The 22,592-nt window shown below is 46.6% G+C and carries 17 protein-coding genes; 6 read left to right on the forward strand and 11 right to left on the reverse strand.

The genetic code is table 11. The features are described 5' to 3' along the window. Window positions 1–24: 24 nt before the first annotated feature. From ABR189_RS29610 to ABR189_RS29660, 11 genes are all read right to left on the reverse strand, one after another. The gene (locus ABR189_RS29610) at window positions 25–861 is read right to left on the reverse strand and encodes an energy transducer TonB (RefSeq protein ID WP_354664149.1); all 837 of its coding nucleotides are present in this window, start codon (window positions 859–861) and stop codon (window positions 25–27) included. Between the two features lie 700 nt (window positions 862–1,561). After that, window positions 1,562–2,329: an SDR family NAD(P)-dependent oxidoreductase gene (locus ABR189_RS29615; RefSeq protein WP_354664151.1), complete on the reverse strand. Its 768-nt coding sequence runs from the start codon at window positions 2,327–2,329 to the stop codon at window positions 1,562–1,564. Further along, window positions 2,329–3,084 carry an SDR family NAD(P)-dependent oxidoreductase gene (locus ABR189_RS29620; RefSeq protein ID WP_354664152.1) on the reverse strand — a complete coding sequence of 252 codons (756 nt, stop codon included), beginning with the start codon at window positions 3,082–3,084 and terminating at the stop codon, window positions 2,329–2,331. Before ABR189_RS29620 ends, ABR189_RS29615 begins: the two co-directional genes overlap by 1 nt. A gap of 3 nt (window positions 3,085–3,087) precedes the next feature. Continuing rightward, window positions 3,088–4,266, reverse strand: coding sequence for a mandelate racemase/muconate lactonizing enzyme family protein (locus tag ABR189_RS29625; RefSeq protein WP_354664153.1), 1,179 nt, complete (start codon window positions 4,264–4,266; stop codon window positions 3,088–3,090). Further along, window positions 4,263–5,168, reverse strand: coding sequence for a hypothetical protein (locus ABR189_RS29630; protein WP_354664154.1), 906 nt, complete (start codon window positions 5,166–5,168; stop codon window positions 4,263–4,265). Before ABR189_RS29630 ends, ABR189_RS29625 begins: the two co-directional genes overlap by 4 nt. Beyond that, window positions 5,165–5,953 carry a PIG-L deacetylase family protein gene (locus ABR189_RS29635; RefSeq protein ID WP_354664155.1) on the reverse strand — a complete coding sequence of 263 codons (789 nt, stop codon included), beginning with the start codon at window positions 5,951–5,953 and terminating at the stop codon, window positions 5,165–5,167. Before ABR189_RS29635 ends, ABR189_RS29630 begins: the two co-directional genes overlap by 4 nt. A gap of 17 nt (window positions 5,954–5,970) precedes the next feature. After that, window positions 5,971–7,596: an SLC5 family protein gene (locus ABR189_RS29640; RefSeq protein ID WP_354664156.1), complete on the reverse strand. Its 1,626-nt coding sequence runs from the start codon at window positions 7,594–7,596 to the stop codon at window positions 5,971–5,973. A gap of 8 nt (window positions 7,597–7,604) precedes the next feature. Then, window positions 7,605–9,638, reverse strand: coding sequence for a TIM-barrel domain-containing protein (locus ABR189_RS29645; RefSeq protein ID WP_354664157.1), 2,034 nt, complete (start codon window positions 9,636–9,638; stop codon window positions 7,605–7,607). A 21-nt stretch (window positions 9,639–9,659) separates the two neighbouring features. Beyond that, window positions 9,660–12,359, reverse strand: a complete 2,700-nt coding sequence (locus tag ABR189_RS29650) for a hypothetical protein (protein ID WP_354664158.1) — start codon at window positions 12,357–12,359, stop codon at window positions 9,660–9,662. Between the two features lie 43 nt (window positions 12,360–12,402). Continuing rightward, a complete protein-coding gene (locus ABR189_RS29655) occupies window positions 12,403–14,031 on the reverse strand; it encodes a RagB/SusD family nutrient uptake outer membrane protein (RefSeq protein ID WP_354664159.1) in 1,629 nt (542 codons plus the stop codon). 11 nt (window positions 14,032–14,042) lie between these two features. Beyond that, the gene (locus ABR189_RS29660; protein WP_354664160.1) at window positions 14,043–17,156 is read right to left on the reverse strand and encodes a SusC/RagA family TonB-linked outer membrane protein; all 3,114 of its coding nucleotides are present in this window, start codon (window positions 17,154–17,156) and stop codon (window positions 14,043–14,045) included. Window positions 17,157–17,448: 292 nt separating this feature from the next. On the opposite strand from ABR189_RS29660, the gene ABR189_RS29665 reads away from it, so the two are divergent. From ABR189_RS29665 to ABR189_RS29690, 6 genes are all read left to right on the forward strand, one after another. Next, complete coding sequence (locus ABR189_RS29665; protein WP_354664161.1) at window positions 17,449–18,348, forward strand: AraC family transcriptional regulator; 900 nt, start codon at window positions 17,449–17,451, stop codon at window positions 18,346–18,348. Window positions 18,349–18,617: 269 nt separating this feature from the next. Next, window positions 18,618–19,184, forward strand: a complete 567-nt coding sequence (locus tag ABR189_RS29670) for an RNA polymerase sigma factor (RefSeq protein WP_354664162.1) — start codon at window positions 18,618–18,620, stop codon at window positions 19,182–19,184. Next, the gene (locus ABR189_RS29675) at window positions 19,165–19,437 is read left to right on the forward strand and encodes a hypothetical protein (protein WP_354664163.1); all 273 of its coding nucleotides are present in this window, start codon (window positions 19,165–19,167) and stop codon (window positions 19,435–19,437) included. The genes ABR189_RS29670 and ABR189_RS29675 overlap by 20 nt, the downstream gene beginning before the upstream one ends. 89 nt (window positions 19,438–19,526) lie before the next feature. Next, window positions 19,527–20,234: an ATP-dependent Clp protease proteolytic subunit gene (locus ABR189_RS29680; protein WP_354664164.1), complete on the forward strand. Its 708-nt coding sequence runs from the start codon at window positions 19,527–19,529 to the stop codon at window positions 20,232–20,234. Window positions 20,235–20,330: 96 nt separating this feature from the next. Then, a complete protein-coding gene (locus ABR189_RS29685) occupies window positions 20,331–21,395 on the forward strand; it encodes a serine hydrolase domain-containing protein (RefSeq protein ID WP_354664165.1) in 1,065 nt (354 codons plus the stop codon). 32 nt (window positions 21,396–21,427) lie between these two features. Then, window positions 21,428–22,585, forward strand: coding sequence for a serine hydrolase domain-containing protein (locus ABR189_RS29690; RefSeq protein ID WP_354664166.1), 1,158 nt, complete (start codon window positions 21,428–21,430; stop codon window positions 22,583–22,585). The last annotated feature ends 7 nt before the right edge of the window (window positions 22,586–22,592 follow it).

Consider the following 22,592-nt stretch of genomic DNA (forward strand, 5'->3'; position numbering starts at 1 on the left):
TGTATATCCCGTTAACCCAATATGCTATTCCTGCAAACGGAAATTGATCGGCAGGTTAAACTGCACGGACACATTCTGTCCGTTTTGGCGGCCCGGTTTCCACTTGGGCATAGATTTCACCACCCGCATTGCTTCTTCTTCCAGACCGGCCCCTTTATGCGCACCTACCGTTTTTACATCTTTGATATTCCCTTCATAGTCTACCACAAACTGTATAAACACCGTACCTGACACGCCATTCTTCTGGGCTACATGCGGGAAACGGGTGTTTTTGCTCAGATATTTCTTCAAAGCCTCCTGCCCACCTGGAAAAGAAGGACTGATTTCTACGAATATGAATACTTTGTCTTTATCTACTGGTTCCGGAACGGTTACCACTCCGGTACCAGTACCTGAGGTTAGTAAATCAGATTCCACTCCATTCACATCATCTCCGATGGTATTGCTTAAACCAATCGCTTTATTGCCGATATCACTGTTCTTAGGTGGCTCTTCTTCAGGGGGCACTTTATCATCCGGCACTACGGCCAGCGTAGTAACACGAATAGTAGATTTTACCGGAGCAGCTGCCGCAGGAGGTGGTGGTGGCGGAGGTATTACTTTGGTTTCCGGAGGTGGCAGTTCTGCCATTGGACGAAGAATAACATCCGGCTTAATTCGTACATGCATTTCCGATGCCATCAGATGATTATTGACTACATAACTTCCAACAAACAATAACGCAATAGCGGTAGTCCCTAAGATTGCGTTGCGTACGCGTTTATCATAGCGCCGGCGTAAATCATAAGCGCCATAATCTTTGTTCCTGCCATCAAACAGGATGTCGAGGAAATCGTTTCCTGAGATTTTAGTTGCGTTCATGGGTATATGTTTCTATATAGATGTGAACGCAATATTTTTTCCATAAAAAAAGAGGGTGTTTTTTCAAACACCCTCGCTGGCACTGGGAACCTTACCTGGCAAGCAAGTGGCTCCTTTTATCATAAAAAGGTTTTCAATAGCAATATCTTTTCAAAGCAATATTGCTTTTATAAAGCCATGTTACGATGAGCATCCTGTTAATAATATCATACGGCACTACAGTTATACTGAGAAAAATGCCAGGTGGATGCGGGTAGACACGTTACTGAAAAATTTACCACCAATAAATTTGCAGCGTGCCTTCCCCGCAAGCCTGACCGGGCATTCATTACAGCCTACAGAACATTAATTTCTTTACATATGGCCAGCTACATCCGCAGCAAGCCTGATCAGTGGAATGGAAACAGGTAGTGATGGTGGCAGTAGTTTTTATTAGTCTACTGAATTGGTAGACAAATATACATCAGGATTTATTAATTCCAAATAGGTTCCCTTCTTTTTTTTAAAAAATACCGGTAATAGCAAAATTAGCTTATAACGAGCAGGTTACGAGGCGGGTTATCGTTGTTGGCAACGATTTAGTATTGGTGAAAAAAAACACCTGCAAGTACTGACCTGCAGGTGTTTCATTATTTTTTGCCGGGCCGAAGTGTTCTGTTACGTCTAAATAAACGATAGAAGTTCAGCTATTCCCGCGTTTTCAAAATGTAATCGTAAGCCCTCCGTCAACAGTGATAACAGATCCTGTTATATAGGTAGCATCGGGACCGGCAAGGAAATAGGCAACGCCTGCCACTTCCTCCGGCAATCCCGGCCGCTTCAAAGGCAGATGATCGTATTTTACATAGTTATCATTAAACCATGTGGACTTCAGTTCGCTTTCTCCATTTTCCTTTATAGACATCGGTGTATCAATGAATCCCGGGGCGATGGCATTGGCCAGTATTTGTCTGTCTGCCAGTTCCAGGGCCAGCGATCTTGTAAATTGGGCTATTGCCGCTTTGGCCATTCCATAAGCAGAACTGCCTTTCTCAACCCGATCCTGGTGAATAGATGTGAGATGGATGATGCGCCCTCCTTCCGTCATCAATGGCACCAATGTTCTGCAACTTTTTACGGTACCGTATAGCATGACCTGCAGGGAATTGTCCCAGGTATCAAAATCATTCTCCAATACCGGGAAGCTTTCAGAGATGCCTATGCTGTTTACCAGTACGTCTATATGATCAATACCATGATGCCGCAGCTCTTCGAGCAAACGTACATGGTGTTGCTCATTTCTTACATCAAACTCAATAGCCAGATTCAATTCGCCTTTCAGGCTTTTTCCGACTGCTTCCGCTTTATGTTTATCAGATGATGCCACTATTACCCGCCAGCCTTCTTCAGCAAACCGGTGGGCGGTAGCTTTACCGATTCCTGATGAGCCACCCAGAACAATGACCGTTTTATTTATGCGCTGTTTCATTAATATGTAGCCCTCCCTCCTGATATATCGTAAACAAATCCTGTTGAAAAACTATTTTCTTTTGAAACGATGAATGCAACCATTGCGGCTACTTCTTCCACTGTGCCCAGGCGCCCCATGGGGATCTTGCTGGTCATATATGCCAGTTGTTCCGGGGCGGTATCTGCATTCATGGGTGTTTTGATCACTGCCGGCGCCAGGCCGTTAATGGTGATTCCTTTATCGGCAAACTCTTTGCCCAGTCCCTTTACCAGCCCTATTACACCAGCCTTGGTGGCGGAATACCCGGCCATAAAGGGATTGCCTTCTTTGCCTGCGATGGATGCAATTAACAGTACGCGTCCGTAGCCGTTGGGGACCATGTGTTGCAGTGCATATTTGGCCATCAGGAATGCTCCGCGCAGGTTTACCGCATATACCTTATCAAAATCCTCCGTTTTATAATCAAGGATGGATGTATTGGTGGCACCTACAATGCCTGCCGAATTAACCATGACATCCACTTTCCCGAATGCCTGTATCACAGCTTCAAACGCGTTTATTACATCCTGTTCATGGGCTACGTCAAGCCGCCATCCTTTTGCATCATATCCCGCTGCGGTGAGTTCGCTAACGGTGGATTGTAACTTTTCTTCATTCCTGTCAAAAAGCGCCAACCTGGCGCCACCAGCGGCCAGCCGCTGTGCGATAGCTTTTCCCAGTCCATCGGCTCCGCCGGATATCACCGCTACCTGCTGCTTAAATTGTGCTGTCATATGTTATAATAAATTGGGGGTTTGATAGAGTATCTTTCCGTTCACTTTAATTTCGGTGTTCACCAGATATTTACGAATACGTTCCGGATCTACTGTCAGCCCCAATCCTGGTTGGTCTGGCACATGGACGGTGCCATGCTCGTTTATGCTCAACTGGTTGGCAGTGATGTCCAGTGCCAGTTGTTTGGGCTCAAAAGGATATTCACAGATAATATCATTTTCAAGCCCTGCATAGGGTTGCAGCGATGCGCTTAATGCCAGGTGTGAAGTAAATGTGTGATTAACATAAGTAATTCCCCTGTTTACGGCCAGCTCCGCTACCCGTTTGGCGGCCGTAATTCCACCTATTCTTCCGGTATCAATTTGTACGAACCGGAGACCTGCATGATGGATCATGGCAGCCGCCTGTACAAAATTGTTACATCCCTCACCGGCCGCAAGCGGTACCTGTGGCTTGCTTCCGGCTAACTGGCTATAAGCATCCAGCGCCATATTGGCAAAAGGTTCCTCCAGCCAGTAGGCATTTATTTCTTTGAGCGCCTGCAGCCGCGCTGTTGCAGCCGTTACATCTTCTCCCCAACAGGTGCCAATGTCAATCATCAGGTAATGCTCTTTACCTAATCCTTCTCTTGCTGCCCGGAAGTGAGCTTCATCAACTGCTGCGGTACTACGCCCGATAGGGCCCCATCCAAATTTAACGGCCTTGTACCCGGCGTTCCGGGCCTGTACAGCCTTTTGATAAGTTTCCTCTGCGGTATCGCCAAACAACTGCGATGCATAAGGTACTTTGGAATGGGCCTTTTTATATCCGAGCAGCTTGTAAACAGGTTCGTTTAAGCGCTTTCCCAGCAGGTCCCAGAGGGCGATATCAATACCGGATAACGTATGATCTGCCTGCAATAGATCGAAACTGTTTTCGTGTACCTTTTTGCTGATCTTTAAAATATCGCCGGGCGTATTTAATTCCATCCCTTCTACAGATGCTTTCACCGGTTTACAAGCGCTGTGCGACATGGGGCATACATAAGCGGCAATAGTGGGCAAGGGAGCGGCCTCGCATTCTCCCCAACCTTCCAGTCCACCTGCGCGTACGCGTACCAATGCCGCATCCTGGCTGCCGTCACCAATGTCCAATACCTCCGGCATACTTAAATAAAAAAAGTCTATGGATTCAATTTTCATATATTACCTCCTGCATAAATGGTTATTGAAGTATTAATTGCTGCGCCTGGTTCCAGTACAGAACACTGGCCCGCCGCGGCGGCCTCCTTTACACTGACCGGCATAGCGGTTGCCGGCTCCAGGATAGCCGTGTAATGATCCCTGAACTGACCGTAAGAAGCAAAATACCACTGATAAGGAAACACCGCTTTATCATACTGATAACTGAAACGATGATCGCCTCCGGCGGATATCATGGACATCTTGCCTTCTTCTGCTCCTGACAGGTAAAAGAAATCCATGGTCTTGTTTTGAGGTGGCACTACTGATACATTTACCTGCTCAATTTCCGGCCACGCAAACTTTCCCGCTGTTGGAAAACGTGATGATTCAGGGTAAACAATTTCTCCGGTGGTAGCAGATGTTTCCAGCCGGTCGCCTGTTGCAATCTGTAAAGCGGCGTGCAGTTTCCATAGGAAATGCCTTACGGCGCCGCTGGTATTTTTGATCTTGTACGTGACATCAATGCCAGGGGCTTCTTTTTGCAGCGAGATTATTTTCTGATAAGATAGCCCGCACCGGGGAAGCATTCCTGTTAAGATGACCCGGTCCTCCTCAATGATATGCTCCAGCGCTGTGGTCCATAGCTCTCCATGATCAGGATACACAATGCCGTTTACTTCTTCCGGGATGTCGTTGGGAATCAGTTCATCAATGCCTCCCCAGAAATTGCTGTCATAATCTGCGCCAGGCGCGAGCTTTTCCAAGGTCAACGATTTGTTATGCCACAAAAACTCCTTTGCCAGTTGCTGATTGTATATACTTGTGAACTTACCGCCTAATGCGGGAGCCAGCTCCACGCGCAGCAACCCATTCTCCAGCACCAGTAAAGAAAGTCCGTTCTGTTGACGTTGCGTTATCATCGGCTTGTTTTTTTACGGTGAACAAAACCGGGTAGCAATTCGCTCAGCAAATCTGTTTGCGGATAGCTGAAACCCAGGTGCTGCCGGTATCCTTCGGCATATTGCTTATCAATCAACTGACCGTTACGCGCAGAAAAATTTTTCATCAACAACACAAACTCATCTACTTTGGAAATGGCACGTAGCCAGTCGCGCTGGCTCTCGTGGCAGCACAGCATTTGCTCTTTGGTATCCATTATGCTGGAAATATCTACCAGTATATCGCCGGTTATTTCGGCGCCCAACCGGTCTTTCCCCTGAACCGGATCTGCATAATACAGGTGTGGAACGCTGTGTAAGACCGGCTGATCAGGAATGTCGATATTGGGAATGGTAGCACCCATACAAGCCGTTTGTGCCAGCTGGCTGGTTATTTCGTGATCCAGCATATAATCATTCGGGCTGGCGGTAATAACCAAAGAAGGCTGTACCCGGCGAAATAACGCAATCACCTTCAGCAGGGTGGGCTTATCATACATGATAAAAACATCTTCCGACTCCATACACGCGTGGGTTCCGTTGATCACCGCTGCCGCTGCTGCGGCTTCTTTTCTGCGAACAGCGCTGATCTGTTCCGCATTGAGCACTGTTGATCCCGCCTGTCCGGGCGTCATGGTGGCAATGACCACTTTCCACCCGCAATGGGCCAGCAACGCCAGCGTACCGCCGCTTAAAATTTCTGCATCGTCCGGATGTGCCATCAGGCATAATACCGTTTTATTATTTGTTGTATCGTGTAGCTCCATTGTGTATGCTTAAAACCTTACCATAAAATGATATAAAATAGCGTATAGATAACCGCAATCAATCCCCACCACAACCCGACAGACTGCCACCATGGCCGCCGGGGCTCGCCTTCAGGGAGCTTTAAAAGTTTGGGCGTCCATAAGTAGGACCGGATCTCGCTGAGTTCCCGGGGTTTTGTATTTAAGCTCACCACAATCATTAACAGCGCGCAGAAGAACTGGGTAATACCGCCGGTCACATAAAAATTCGTGAGACTGTATGCCTTGATGGTTTCCGCAGAAAACAGACCGGGTATGACCAGCAACTGAATAAGCGCGCCTAGTGGAATGCCCGCAACCATTACGGTTAAAGCGGCTGTGGGCGTAGCCTTTTTCCAGAACATGCCAAATAAAAAGCAGGTGGCAACAGGTACGGCCAGGTAAGTAGAGAGCGATTGAAAATACAAAAAGATGCCTCCGAAACGCTCAATCACCGGCGCATAAAGAATACTGAACACCATCAACGTAAGAGTGGTTAATGCTCCAATCCTTACCAGTTTTTTATCATCCGCTTCTTTATTGATCCATTTTTTATAAACATCATACGTAAACAGCGTGGATATGGAATTGAGAAAAGCGGCTGTTGTAGACATGACCGTGGCCAGTGTACCAATCAGCACCAGCCCTTTTAACCCTGCAGGAATGAGATTGTTGATCAGCAAAGGATAGACGCTGTCCACTTCTCCGGGGGATATATGAAATTCGCTATGCCCAGTAAAAGCCAACGCCCTGGCTATCATACCCGGGAAAATTTCAATGAAAGGCCGGAACAATACAAATATGGCAGCCAGCACAATCGCCATGCGCACATCCCATTCTGTTTTTGCACCAAGACCTCTTTGTACCAGCGCCTGGTTGATACAGGAGTAGAATAACTGCAGGTTAAACAGCGAAAATAAAACAGCGTGCCACGGCATTACAGGCGTATCCGCCGGCTGCATCAGGTGAAATCCTCCCGGGGCGTGTTTCATAACATCGCTCCAACCATTATCTAATTTTAAATATCCCAAAACAAAGAGGATGGCCCCGGCGGCAAATACCAGCATAAAATCAAACACCGCAGCGTTGATCACGAATTTCATTCCGCCATACATCGTGTAAGCGCCTGCTATTATGCCCAGGATCAGCACGCCTAACCATACCGGCACACCGTAAATGCCCTGGAAAAGTTTTGCCCCGCCATATAATACAACAGATAAATTCAGCAGGATGTAACTCAATAATAATAAAACGCTAAAAATATTCTGACTCCTCACATCAAACCGGAAACCCAGGTACTGCGGCATTGTCATAATATTATTGCGCAGGTAAAGCGGGAAGAAAAAGAAGATCAACGCGCTGTACACCACAATGGCGATCAGATATGAATTCACCAGTGGCAATCCTACAAGGTATCCCATTCCATTCATCCCGATCAACTGTTCAGGATTTAATCCGGATGCCACGTAAGCGGCGCCTATGGCCCAGAACGGGAGCGTTCCTTTTGACACGAAATAATTCGCAGCGGTGCCTTTCTTACCACGCCCGGACCATAATCCTACTGACAGGATCAGTATAAAGTATCCTGCGATCGTTAAAATGTCTAGTGTATTTGTTGTTCCCATCGTATAGTTTACATCTTTTTCAATACTACAACATGGCAATTTGTTTTAGTCTGCACGTTTAACGTGACGCCCTGTTGTTCATCCGCTTTTATCTGCCGGGAACCGGCCGGCTCCCATGCATGATCATATACTGCCAGTGACCAGTTGCCCGAAAGGCCCTGCAGCCGGGTGGCTGTATGATTATTATATGCATTGATGATTGTAATGGTATTTACATTTTCCACTTCCACCATCCCGGTTACGGCTTCAAAAAAACCGATGAAGACCTGTTGCTCCCCTTTTGTATACAACACGGCAGAGGGAGGAGTCGGCAACAAAGGTTTCATTTTCCCCATCACCAGATCTCTTTTGTTTTTTTCATAGAAGGAGAGCCAGGCTTTTATTATACGTTTATGCGATGCCGTGAGCAGGTTCAACAATGATGCAAAGAAAGGAACGCCCGCCATCACAATGCTGGACATATGCCTCGCTACGTTGATATCACTTTCTGAAACAGGCCAGCTGGTACTGCACGCATGCGTTAATATACCGTCGCCAAGGCTTTTTAAGTAAAGCACATCTCGCCGGTTCATATTATAATCCTGTGGTACATCCTGCGGCCACATGTGGGTACAAAACGATTTTGCATTGAGGTTCGCAGATCCCCGGCGAAGTACTATCACTGCATCTGGCTGAATGGCTATTGCTTTTTCGTATAGCTTCTTCATGAGATGCGTATAGGCGGTATGCACGTTGTCATGAAGTATTTCAGGTCCCTTTACCGGATCGGGCTTTTCCGGGATCTCCAGGAAATCATAAAACATACCGTCTATCTTGTAATAACTAAACAGGTACTCCCACGCATTCAGCAGAAAGTCTTCCACTGGTTTTAGTCTTGGGTCGAGATAGGTAGTTGGTTTCCCGTCTACTTTCAGCAGGCAATTTTCCAGTTTCTTCCGGGAGTTTGCATTCACGCCCATCACTAACGGGGCCACACGCAGAATGATCTTCATCCCTTTGAGATGCATCTCATTGATCAATTTTTCGGGATCCGGAAAACGGTCTTTATTAAAATAGTAATCCCCGTCTTCATCAAGATGATAACTCACTCCTTTCCTGGTATTCCAGCCAGCGTCAATTTCAATGGTGGTGACTCCCAGTTCCCTTGCCAGCCGGGCATCTTCAAGTAGCATTTCCTGGTTGATGTCGCTTGCATGGGCGTACCAGGTTGACCATGCGGGGTTCAATGCCCAGGCGCTGGTTTTTCTCCTGCCGTCAAATCCGGTGAAGCGATCGGCGGCTTTGCTATAGTTGATCAACGATTGAAACCAGGAGATGTCCGCATCTGCTTCCGCATACAATCCATCTGCAAATTCCGTTACCTCATTGTGTTCATCGAATATTCTTTCCAACGATACGCTTGCATATTTATTTGCGATGCCTGGCGCTTCGCCACCTTCATTACCCAGGTAGGTGGTGCCCCGGAGCGTAGTGCATTGCACCTGATCCAGCAAGCCTAGTGTAAAGGTATTAGCACCGTCTGTCTGCTGCATCCAAATGACCGGTTGATCAATTTCGGCCCGGCTATGTGCAATAAAATCATATGGTAGATCAATCTGGTAGTTTTGCTGCATCATGGAGCCAGGGGTAAAGATCTTGTACACCCCTGACTGGCTGGTATTGCATGCTATTTTATATGCATGCATACGGAAATGAGCTTTGTCTTCTCTCCGGATATTAAATTGAACAATTGCGGATCTTTTCCCGTTTTCTTTTACTGCTATCTGCAATATGTAGCCGTTACTCCGGTAAGTACCCTGAACGCTATCCGCTATTGTGTTTTCCTTTATCCATTTTCCTGCTGCGGGTTCCAGCGTCCAGTTCATTTTGAAACTACCGCGTAATAGTTTCCAGCTGATGTCTTCGGACGGAGCCGGCAAATGCCGGGGCTTGGCCAGTGGCCGGTTTTGACCAGGTGCAGCTAATACCAGTCCGCTGCCTGCCGCCACTGCAGCAGTAGTTCCGCCTAAGTTCCTGATAAAGTTTCTTCTTGTAATTCCCATGCAACTATTCAAATGCTTTCATTAATACTGTACAACTATCCTGGCATCGCCGGTAAACCCGTTTATGGTGATCATTCCCGTCTTTTTATCATAAGTGCCCCCGGTAACGGTCACAGGTTCTTTCCCTTCGGGATGCGGTAAACGGATCGTTACTGTTCCCGGTTTCCTCGTAAATGCTCCGCCGATGGCAGCTTCTATAAAGCCCTGGTTGACGTGCGAAACAGCTTTTACATTCAGTTTGCCGAAGTAACTGCGTACACCGTCTAATACAATAGCTTGTCCATCTTCGAGCCATTTTTTCGGAATGGTTTTGAATAAATTCAAAGTATCGTTGTTTTCCATGTACAACATCCAGCGGGTTTCCATCAAAAACCAACCTTCTTCATGTGTTTTATGCGGACTAACCTTATACATATGTTCCCAGAAAGTATAGGTTTGCCTGTCTGCGTGCGCCGATACGGTATGGTAATAAGTATTCAGGAAAGGCTTTACCATACCCAGCCTGGCCTGCAGCCAGTTATGCCGGCTGTAATAAGGCTGGCTAAAGGCGGCGTTGCCCTGGTAAAAAAGCTCGCTGTGATAACGGAGCATACTTTCAGCAGCAGGTTCCGAAGGATCCAACACTTCACAGAAGACCAGGTATAAGGGTCCCAACAGTGCGTCGGGCGCTGTAAAAGTTCCATGTGACCAGAATGCTTCGTGTTTTTGATAAAAAGCCCTTATACCATCGGCCTCTGTCCACGGCGGCGCCGTAGGGCACCAGGTGCCGTCGCCTAAGGGCACAACCGGCGATAACCCCATGGCATTAAAAAAAGACTGCCTGATATCTGCTTTCCAGGCATCCGCCTCTGACCTTATCTGTTTATACGCGGTTGGGGCTATTTCCTTTAAGATCTCCGCCGCCCGGTTCATTCCCAGGTATGCATACCCGTTGAGCATAAATTGGTGAAAATGATCTTCCGGATCGGCCACTTTCCCATCGATCATACCATATCCTCTTCCTTTGAGCGCTTCTTTTTTATTTTTATTCCGCCATTCGAGCAGGTAGTTACAGGATTTAAGTAGTTTGTCCTTCACGCTCCGCGCCCAATCCAGGTCCCGGGTATATCTGAAATATTCCCCGATATTCCATAACGCAGCGCCTGTTTCCACCATATAACCGCCAAAATTCTGGATGAAGCCATCTTCATGCTGTTTATCTAAAAAATAGTTGAGAGAACGTTTGGCTTCTTCCGTTTTCCCCATGGACGCATAAAATTGAATAATGGGAGCGCTCTCTGTTGCGATAGGGGAATAAACGCCGATATTAGGCGCCAGCGTACCGTTGGGCTCATTTCCGAAAGTGATCAGATCTAAATGTAACAATCCGGCCTGTATCATTTCGTTGATCCTTTTCTCCGGCACTTCAATATGAGCGGCATTTTGCAGCTTACCCAACCAAAAGTCCTTACTCTCCCGGAGCTTTTGATCAACATCTATGGCTGCCATGGCAGCGGCCCTTTCCCTGGAAACAGGGCTATGGGGCAGATAAAACTCAATGACCGCCTGTTCGCCCGGTTGAAGCAATATTGAAATTTCCTCATTGGGCAACGGTTTTCCATTCAGTTTGGATATACAAAAAACCGTACCGGTATCATAAACCGAGAAGCCGCTTTTTTCATCGAATTGATACTTCACCCCGTTCCACCAGCCTGTACCCGGCCGGGGTGTTTTAAACCAGGCATACCTGGGCACTGCACCGTTATTGATGATCTTTGATCTGAAGATCAATACAGTTTCTTCCGTGGTATTCAGTGCTGCAGGCGTTCTGGTCTTTAATTGCGTCAATTGTTCTTCTGTAAACATATGGCCGCCGCTGTACTGATCTGCCACCAGGAAATCTGTACCTTTCAATGCATGAAGAGGCGACTTTTCAAGCGCTGCGAATACAGTGGAATTATATTGCACATCATCATCCACCAGTGTGGAATTGAGAATAGGCAGTACACCTTGTTCCAACCGCCGGGTTAAATTATTCCGGACGCCCACTCCACGGCCTACAGCATAGAGATAGTTGGCCGGGTCATTTTTCGTTTCCCTGAGACGAAGTGGGGTGGAGGAAAGTTTGGGAGAGATAATGTTTGCTTCCCCTATGGCTGCATCCGGCAGGCTTTCCGACACCTCAAATATTCTCATATCCCGGCTGATGCCCAGCCAGGTAGGCACGCTCATGCTACGGGTAACCTTTGCCGCAGCGTCGAAAGATGTTTCTTTTTCTTCTTCAATATGCTGCACTTTCGTTTTAGACTTTCTCAGCAAAATTTCCCGTTCAACCGCGTCGTACGCTCTTGTATCATTCTCCGGCAGCACCACTACCTTATAGCCTGGTATAAAAATGGGGTACTTGTTGTTCACATCCCTTGCAAAAAATGAAAAAGGCTGGTCGTCTGTTTTAACTGATATCACCGTTGGTTCAGGTCCGGCGGCAAGATTTACATTTTCTACTTTAATTTTCAGGCGCACGCCTTGGGCGGCCTTTATCTCAAAGGCATTTCCCTTTACCGTTCCTTTTCCTTTCACAACCTGGATGTCCTTAATAGTCCCATTTCGCAGGTTAATATTGCCTTTTACCAAAGGTTTATTCCACTCTATTTCCATGGTCAGTGATTTGCTTTGCGCAAAACTGTCCTGGGCGAAAAGCAGTGCCAGCAGTGGAAATGTGAACAAAAGGAAGGTACGCATGATTATTTTTTTACTGAATATGCAATTAATTTTCAAGATTCGCCTAGTTGTAGTTCGGGTTTTGTTTAAGTTTACTATTCCTGTCTATTGCATCCTGCGGAATAGGAAACCAATAGTTCTTTTCGGGATGGAAGGCGCGTGTCCCGCCTGGCGCCGGCACATAGCTATATTGCCATTTCCCGTTCACCAGGTTGATCACAACTGCATGCAGCGGGCCATTCAGCTTTTGATCCGCCTGTTTCAACCGTACCAGGTCGAGCCATCTTTTTTCTTCTAATGACAGCTCTACACGGCGCTCCCTGAGAATAGCCTTACGCATTTCATCTTTACCAAGACCCTTTTTGAGTTCCGGCAGCTTTACCCTTTCCCTTACTTTGTTTACAGCATCGTAAACAGATTGATCTGGCCCGGCAAATTCATTCTGCGCTTCTGCATAACTTAGCAATACCTCAGCGTAACGGAACAGGATAAAGTGAGCGCTGTTCTGGCTATTACCTACCGTTGCGTACTTCGGATCCATCATTTTTTTCCAGTAATATCCTGTATTCGTTGCCTCGTTCAGGTTACTTAGGTCGGTGGCGCTTTTGCTGCCTACTCCTTGTTTCATAACCATTTCTACACCCAACCACTCGGCGCCGTCGTAAATGATATCGTCATAAAACCGTTGCTCACGGCCTATGTAGGGGTGCATTGGATCATACCCGGAATTTGGATCTGAAATAGGCAATCCGTTCGCCATCACATACTCGTCTACCAGCTCCTGGGTAGGATTGGAAAGGCCGTAGCCGCGATAATCTGCGCCCACATAAGACGGTCCCTGTAAAGCTGTTTGTGAGTTATTCCGGTAGTAGGGCTTATCAAAAATTACTTCTACGTTGTTGTTATTGTCTTCCAGGAACAGCGTACGATAATCGGGAAACAGGTCATATACTCCCAGGTCCATCACCTGTTTGTAGGTCTTGGCAGCAAGCTCCCATTTTTTCACATCGTTGGCGGCATTGTTCAACGGACTGGCCGCAAAAAGCTCGCACCAGGCTTTTAAAGTAAGCGCGGCCCCCCGGGATACGCGCCCGGATTCAGGTTTTAACACCAGGTCTCCGGCTATAGCGCTTAATTCATCAGTAATAAATTTAAAGGTTTCATCAAAAGTATTCCGGGCATAGAATATTTCATCGCCTTGTTTCGCTTGATTTAAAACCTTGGTAACGATTGGAACGCCGCCATAGTAAGACCATAGCTGGGCATAAAAGTACGCCCTGAGATACCTGGCTTCCGCCAACCTGCTATTTTTCCATTTATCTGCAAGACCGGATGCGGTGACGTTCTCAATAAAAATATTGGCTTTTCTGATGTTGTTATAATTACCCCAAAGGCTGGGCGCGTTGGATGGCGTATAATTTCCTTCTGCAAACACGGTGGCGCTGTAGCCACCGGCAACGCCATTTATAGCATTGTCGGAAAAATTCTCCCAGGTATCGCCAACGTTAAACGGACCAGTTACTGTACCATAAATGTTATTCAGAAAAAGATCGGCATTACCGGTACTGGTCCACAGGGTAGCATCTGAAACCTGATCTTTTGGAACAACCTCCAATGAGTTTGAACATCCGGATAACATGGCTACAACGGCAATTCCAGAAAAAAAGCTGCTCCACTTAAATATTTTAACCATATTGATCAATATTAAAAGGTAATGTTAAGACCTACAGAAACTACTTTCTGTTGAGGATATGTCCACGCGCTGGTAGGCGTATAAGAAGTGTTGTTGCCGATTTCTGGATCGTACAACAGCTTTGTCCAGGTAACCAGGTTTTGTCCTGATACGTATACTTTCGCAGCTTGTATACCAATACGGCTTACTACATTTTCCGGCAGCTGATAGTAAACATTGATCGTTTTTAATCTCAGATACGCCGCATTGCCCATCCAGAACGAAGAGGTTTGCATGTTATTGACGGTAGGGCTGGAAGTGAGTCTGGGATAGGCAGCGTTAGGATGTTCCGGCGTCCAGTAATCGAAATTGAACGTATAGGCCTGCATCCCGTTCCAGAAAGGCATGATGGAGGAAGGGTGATAATAATAGTTCACTTTAGCTGCTCCCTGGAACAAAAGATCCAGGCCAAAGTTCTTATAGGTGATGGATGGAGAAAAACCGTAAATGATCCTGGGCGCAGCTACCGGATCTCCGATAGCAGTGAGGTCGTTTTCATCAATTCTTCCATCCCCGTTCATATCCTGGTAGCGGATATCGCCAGGGGATACTTTTCCCCAGGGCTGTGTAGGAATGCCATTTTTAAGGCTGCCATCCTGGTTAAAATCGTCTGTTTGAAAGAAGCCCAGGGCATTATAGCCAAACTGTGTACCCAGCGGCCTTCCGGTGATGCGCCGGTTAGGATTGTTATATGTAACAGGCGTTTCGAATACCTGCAGTAATTTGTTTTTTGCATAGGTAAGATTCCCGGTAAGAGATACCGTAAGATCTTTTGTAACGGCGTAGCGCGAGCTTACCATCAACTCAAATCCCTGATTCTCCATAACGCCGGCATTCACCTGGCTCAAGCCAATCCCGTATTCCAGGGGCACCACCACATTGGGACTTACCAACATATTTGAGCGCTTTTCGCGGAAATAATCAAACTCCGCGCTGAGCAAGCCATCCCACAATCCCAGCTCCAGCCCGATATCTGTTTTCTTAGCTCTTTCCCAGGTGATATTGGAGTTCGGCTCAATGCGCTCGCTAATACCCATCATCGGGCTGCCACCGATCACATAGTTGCCTCCAATTACATTATAAGTACCCATGTATTGAAACGGGCTGCCCGCCAAAGCGCCCACCTCTCCGTAGGATACTCTCAGTTTAAGATTGTTCAGCGCCGTTACATCCTTCAAAAATTCTTCTTCGGATAAACGCCACCCGGCAGAAAATGCAGGGAAGAATCCAAACTGCTTACCCGGTGCAAAGTAGTAGCTGCCATCATATCTTCCGCTTGCCTCCAGCATATATTTCCCGGAATAATCATATGCTACCCTGTAAACTAATCCTAGTTGTTTTGCGTTCCCGGAAGTACCGCTGGTACCCCAATCCTGGGGATTGGAACTGCCCATGCTAATTTCATCTATCAAAAGATCATAATTCCTTCTGCTCACGCCAATACCGGTCCAATAATTATTCTTAGCTTCAAATACTCCTATTAAATTCAGTTTATGTTTATTGAACTGCCTGGAATAATAAAGCCCGGCCTGATAGGTGAGTTGTTGCGTACGGTTATAGTTCTGGTTTAAGCTCGATTTCGGGTCGTTGAATATGCCATCGGAGATCACATACGGATGTTTGGTAGTATCGATAGTGGCCACTTGCATGGGCGTTCTCCAGGTTTTATCGTCCGCGAAAGTGGGGTCAAAGGCAATCGTGCCTTTGAAGCTCAATCCCGGAACAAATGGCAGCTGTTGGGTAAGGGTTAATTGCGTGTTTACCGCCGTTGTGTTACCCTGGTAATACCCGGTACCAAAAATTGCTGATGCCACGTGATTACCGAACATGCCGTTACTAAACCGGAATGGTCCGTACAAAGGCGTTGCAAAGCCCGCCAATTCAAAAACGCGGCCCGTTCCATTTCCCGGGTAGTCAGACGGGGGTGCAACAGACTTTTGTACACGCCCTATTAAACCCAATGAGAGCTGTGTAGTATTAGAGACCTTCGCATCCAGGTTCATAGATAAATTGTACCGGTTATTCGACGCCGTCTTCCACATCCCTTGCTGTGACTGGTATCCGAGGCTTCCGTAATAGGTAACCTTGTCGGTTCCCCCGCTTACTTCAATATTGTGGGCGGTCAGTACCGAATTTTTATTCACCAGGTAATCCCATACATATTTACTTGGAAATGCATCCGGATCGGAGCCGTCTTTAAATTTCTGTAACGCCTGATCGGAGTATGGTTGTGGTAATCCGTCGTTTTTAGCTGCTGCATTCCTTAACCGGGCGTAATCGTAGTTGTTAACGTATTTAGGCAAAACGGTAGGGTTCTGAAAACCGACATATCCGTTATAACTGAGCCTGGGTGCACCGGATTTTCCCCGTTTGGTCGTAACCAGGATCACCCCGTTGGCACCGGCCACCCCATAAGGTGCCACCGCAGCAGCATCTTTCAAAATTGAAAACGATTCAATACTGTTGGGATCCAGTTGTGAAAACTGGCTGTAGTCGCGGGGAATGCCATCAATGATCACCAACGGCTGTGTAGATCCGGTGGAGGAGATGCCCCTGATATAAATATTCGAGCCATCTTTTCCCGGTTCTCCGGAGCCTTGTTTCACAATTACGCCCGAAACGCGGCCCCCCAGGCCGTTACTTAGATTTGTAATAGGCACCTCGCTGATCTCTTTCCCTTTAAGGGTAGATACCGCGGCGGTAAGAGATGTTTTCTTCTGGCTGCCATAGCCTACAACTACTATGGCATTCAGGTCCTGCGATCCCTGTACCAGGCTAACAGACAGCGCTCCACCGGTACTTACCCTAACGGTTGAGGACAAATAACCTACCGCGCTGAATACAAGATTGGCAGGAAGCTTCAGCTGAACGGAAAATGCGCCAGCCGCGTCGGTTGATGTAATAACAGTTGATCCCAGTACAACTGAGACGCCGGCAACGGCTTTGCCTGATGCCGAGTCCTTTACAACTCCTTTGATGGTTGGCTCTTGTTGGGCGAATGCTGAATTACCCAGTCCAATCCCTCCCATTATCATAATAAGGAGCAGTAGTCTGATGAATAAGTACGATGCAATCTTTTTTTGCATTTCTACTGATTTTGATTGATTGTTCTAATAAAATGAGTGCGCTCTATGAGGCATCTATGTTCATAACGTCTCTCCAAAACTAAACATCAGAATATCAATTAAGCGTCACGCCGCTGGCTAATCCAGATACAATATTGACTTTTTACGCGATGAATAGCTTTATTATGACAGAAGTGTATCAGACCAAAGCTCAGTTGAGAACAAAAATTGCACAGAACGATACAATATTTGCAAAGTAACCTATTGTAGGATTGAAGAATATTGATTTCTTTTGTAGAAAGGGGTTTACGTTATGAAAGTTATTTTTGAGCACCAGTCAAATCCATCAGGCGCCGGCTTTTTGGTAAAAGAATATATTCAAACGCATTTTACATCTCCCTATCATTTTCATGATTTGTATGAATTGATCCTGATAAAAAAGAGCTACGGTAAGTTGTATGCCGCTAAAAAAATCATCAACTTCCAGGATAACGACGTATACCTGTTTGGGCCTGACTTTGCCCATTGTTTTTACAATGAAAAAAGCTTTATTGAAAAAGGTGAAAAAGCGCATGCCATCGCAATTTTTTTTAAAAAGGATTTCCTGGGAGAAGGTTTTTTTGAAAACGCGAAATATGTAAAGGTCAACGAACTCCTTGGTAAATCAACATCTGGGCTACATCTGACAAAAACAACACCCGTAATACAGGAACTATTTTCAAATATTACAAAACAGCGGGGGCTGGATGAACTGATTACATTTTTAACGCTGCTAAGCCAGATCTCCCAGCTTCCGCAGTCTTCACTGGGCGTAATTAACGAAACGCAGTTCGTTACTAAATTCACCAATAAGGATTCAGCGCGGCTGGAGCCTGTTATTAATTATGTAATGGAAAATTTCAGAGAAGAGGTGGATAGCAAAACGGCTGCAAAGCTGGCGCATTTGAGCGAATCTGCTTTTTGCCGGTATTTTAAAGGCAGGATGGAGCAAACCTTTTCCCAGTTTGTAAATCATGTGCGGGTGGCTCATGCTACTAATCTGTTGTTAACGGAAGAGTGGGATATACTGCGTATTTATTTTGAAAGCGGGTTTAAAAATCTTTCCTATTTTAACCGGCAATTCAGGCATTTTACAGGGCAGAGCCCGAAAGAATACAGGAGGTCGTTTTATAGCAAGAGTGAAAATCTGGTGATGGATTCCAGGGAGGATTAAGGTTATTAGCTATCTTTTTGCCGGAAAAGCAGGCGTGTTAACCTGTTAAAAATTAATACCCCTGTTAATAAAAATTAATGCAATGAAAGCGGCTTATTGCATGTAATGCCCACCTGTTATTGTGTCTGCACTACCGTTTCATAAACTACTGTGTTTTAGCGGCCTTCAACACTTTGCTTATTCTTGCTTTTATCTTTTATTTAAAAAAAAGTTACCTTTTTAGGGTGATATCATGACGCAACAAAGCACTTATTAATAAAGGCTGCTGTATGACGATGTTTAATACGATTATTTCCGGCAAAAATGCGGCACAGCGCGAGACCGCTTTTACCGCACTTTATCAGCGGGCCTTCCCGATGATTGCACGCTATGTAAGCAAAATGGGCGGCTCTCTGGAAGAGGCTAAAGATGTGTTTCAGGATGCCCTGGTGGTCTATTATGAAAAAACACGAACTGGCGCCCTTACGCTGCAGTACAGTGATAAGTCCTACTTATTTGGCATTGCAAAACACCTGTGGCATAAACGGTATCATATGCTGTCCGCTACCGGTACAGGCAGTCCTCTCTTTCCGGAAGCAGCCACTTTCCTGCAGGAAACGCCCGTTGAGGAAACACCTTCTACCAGCCGGCTCCTGCAGCTGCTCCATACTGCAGGGCATAAATGTATGCAGCTGCTCAAAGCATGCTATTATGACAAGCATAACATGAAAACACTGGCAAACAAATTCGGGTTTTCCAGTGAGCACTCTGCTACTGTCCAGAAATTCAAATGCCTGGAGAAAGTAAAAAATACCGTAAAAGAAAAATCCCTGCGCTATGCGGACTTCCTTGAATGAGCTACAACAGATAGAAGACTACCTGTTGCGGCAGGAGAACAATCCCGCCGCGGCCGGATTTGAGGTGCGGCTGGCGCTACAGCCTTCCCTGCAGGAAAGTGTGCTGTGGCAACAGCAAACATATGATCTGATACAGGCATATGGCCGTATGCGCCTGAAAGCAGAGATAGAAAACGTACATCAAAAACTCTTTCATTCACCTGCACACCAGCGTTTCAGGCAAAGTATCCTGCAGCTTTTTTCCCGTAAATAATCCACTTCTTTAACCGGCTTCCGGCCAGGGCAGATACCCGCTACGTATCAGCAGGGGAAACCTATGGCCGGGCCACAACCCAATCACTGATGAAACTTACCAAAGAAGAGTTCCGCAAGTATGCTATCCGGCATCAGGGTATAAGTAGTTGTTATGTAGACAATTTCCTGCTGCGCACAGAAAGGCAGGCAGTACACATGTCCATGACGCCGTACATTACCGAAGAACGGACGCTTAATGTGGCACAGATGGACGTATTTTCCCGGCTGATGATAGACCGGATCATCTTTCTGGGTGAAGCGGTAGACGACCGCATAGCCAATATCATCCAGGCACAGCTGTTATTCCTGCAATCGGCCGATGCTCACCGGGATATCCAGTTGTATATTAATTCACCCGGAGGATCGGTATATGCTGGCCTGGGGATTTATGACACCATGCAATACATCCAGCCCAAGGTAGCTACCATTTGTACGGGCACCGCCCTTTCCATGTCGGCAGTATTATTATGTGCCGGTGCTGCCGGCAAACGGGCAGCCCTGAAGCATTCCAGAATCATGATCCATCAGCCCTCCGGTGGTACACAGGGTACCGCAGCAGATATTGAGATCAGCGCACGGGAAATCATGAAAGTACAGAAAGAGCTCTATGACATTATTGCACAACACAGTCATCAGGAATACAAAAAAGTACATGCTGCTTCGGCCCGTGATTACTGGATGACAGCGGCAGAAGCCAGGGAATTTGGTATGATAGATGAAGTACTGGTAGCAGAACGGATGCAACCGCCCATATAGTTTTTCCTGCATAGTATAAAAAATACGGATAGCATATCAACCTACTTTCCATAACTTTATAGTTTATACTAAACCTATAAAATAAATAACAAGTTCATGTACAAGCAAAGGTGGGTGACCCGGCTATCCGTATTTTTTTACGTTCTGCTACTTTCCGTTTTATTGCAAAACCCTGTCTTCAGCCAGTCAGCAGTGATCTCTTCGGGCATTGACTCCATCCTGAAGCTCACTGTACCCCATAGTTTCAACGGCGTAGTAACGGTGGCCCAAAACGGGCAGACGATCTATCAGCAGGCTTATGGCTTTGCAGACAGGGATCAAAAAGTGCCTTTGACACTCAAAAACCAATTTATAATAGGCTCCATCAGCAAGCAGATGACAGCCACATTGATCATGCTGGAAGTTGAGGCCGGACATATACAGCTGAATAAAACCATTAACCATTACTTACCCCAGCTGAAGCCGCGGTGGAAAGATTCCGTAACGGTAGAACAGTTACTGAATCATACTTCCGGTATAAAAACCATGGAGCTTCCCTTACAAAACCGCCCTGGCCGGGTATTTGCCTATACCAATATTGCATACGAGCTGCTGGCACAAATACTGGAAAGCGTTACCCATCAATCATATGCCGCGCTGGCAACAAAGTTGTTCGACAAATGTGGTATGCGTAATACTACCGTTCCTACTGCTTCCAGGGCTATACGTACACTGGCAACAGGCTACATGGAAGAAGAAGATCATACCCTGACTCCCACCGGCAGCGATTTGTTAACATTGCTCAAAGCACCCTCCGGAGGAATGATTTCTACAGCAGCCGACCTGCAGCGGTGGAATATCTGTCTGCACCAGGGAAAAATATTGAAGGATGCTACCTACCGGCAGATGATTACCCCTTCTTCTGAACGTGATAGCCGTTGGGGCAGGCTGAGTTACGGATATGGCGTACAGGTAGACGAACTGGATGACATCCGGGAAATCAGTCATAACGGTTATGTGCCCGGATTCATATCCACCAACATCTATTTCCCGGAAAAAAAGCTGTCGCTTATCGTACTGGAAAATACCAGTTGGCTGCCTGCTGATATGAGTTATACTTTTTTCATAGAGGATAAGATCCGGGAACTGTTAAGAGCACAGATCACAGACAACGTATTATAGGCAGGTCAACTGCCAGTAAATCCACTGCCACGATGAAGTACATACGCCCTATATTTTTGTTGTTGCTGGTATTCCATATTTCCGGCAAGCCGGACAATACCGGACATAAACTGCAGGCTGTTCTGTGGCCCATGTCTCCCCCCGGAGCTATCGCACAGGTAGATGATGCTGTATATCATTTTATGCAGCAGTATAAGGTACCTGGTATGTCTGTAGCCATTACCCGCAATGGGAAACTGGTATATGCCAAAAGCTACGGGAAGGCAGATATTGAAAACAACGTGCCGGTATCCAATGCGAGCTTATTCCGCATTGCCAGTGTATCAAAACCAATCACTGCTACGGCCATACTAAAGCTGGCAGAAGCTAAAAAGCTGAACTTAGACGACAAGGTATTTGGTGAAGGCGCCTTATTGGGTAACAAATATGGCAAGCAGCCTTATTCTGCAGGCATCCGGCAGATCACCGTCCGGCATTTACTGCAGCACACGGCAGGCGGATGGCCCAACAATGGTGCTGATCCTATGTTCAGCCAACCTGAGCTGAATGCAGCTGCACTGATTTCCTGGACACTGGACCATGTACCGCTGGATACAATTCCCGGAACGAGGTATGCGTACTCCAATTTTGGTTATTGTATTTTGGGCAGGGTGATTGAGCAGGTATCAGGGCAACCTTATGCACAATATGTAAAGACAGCAATCTTGCAGCCTTCCGGCGGAAGTACCATGCAGATTGGCGGTAATACGCTGGCAGAAAGAAAGCCCCTGGAAGTAAAATATTACGGACAGCTTGGGCAGGATCCTTATTGCTGTGATGTAACGCGGATGGATGCGCATGGTGGATGGATCGCTTCCGCCACAGATCTGGCCAGGTGGCTGGTAAGCATTGATGGTTTTGATTCCAAACCCGATATCCTTAGCAAAGCCAGTATTGCTGCGATGACGACTCCTTCTGCTGCCAACCCCAACTATGCACTGGGATGGCTGGTCAATGCCTATCACAACTGGTGGCATTCCGGTTCCCTGCCAGGAACAGCCAGTGAGGTGATCCGGGCATCTAATGGTTTTAATTGGGTAATGCTGTGTAATACCCGTACAGATAAGGGCTTCTTTAATGACCTCGATGCCCTGATCTGGAAAGCGGTAAGTGATAAACAAACCCCCTGGCCGGCAGAAGACCTGTTCTAAAAAAGTA

Source organism: Chitinophaga sp. H8, assembly GCF_040567655.1.
GTDB classification, from domain to species: Bacteria; Bacteroidota; Bacteroidia; order Chitinophagales; family Chitinophagaceae; genus Chitinophaga; species Chitinophaga defluvii.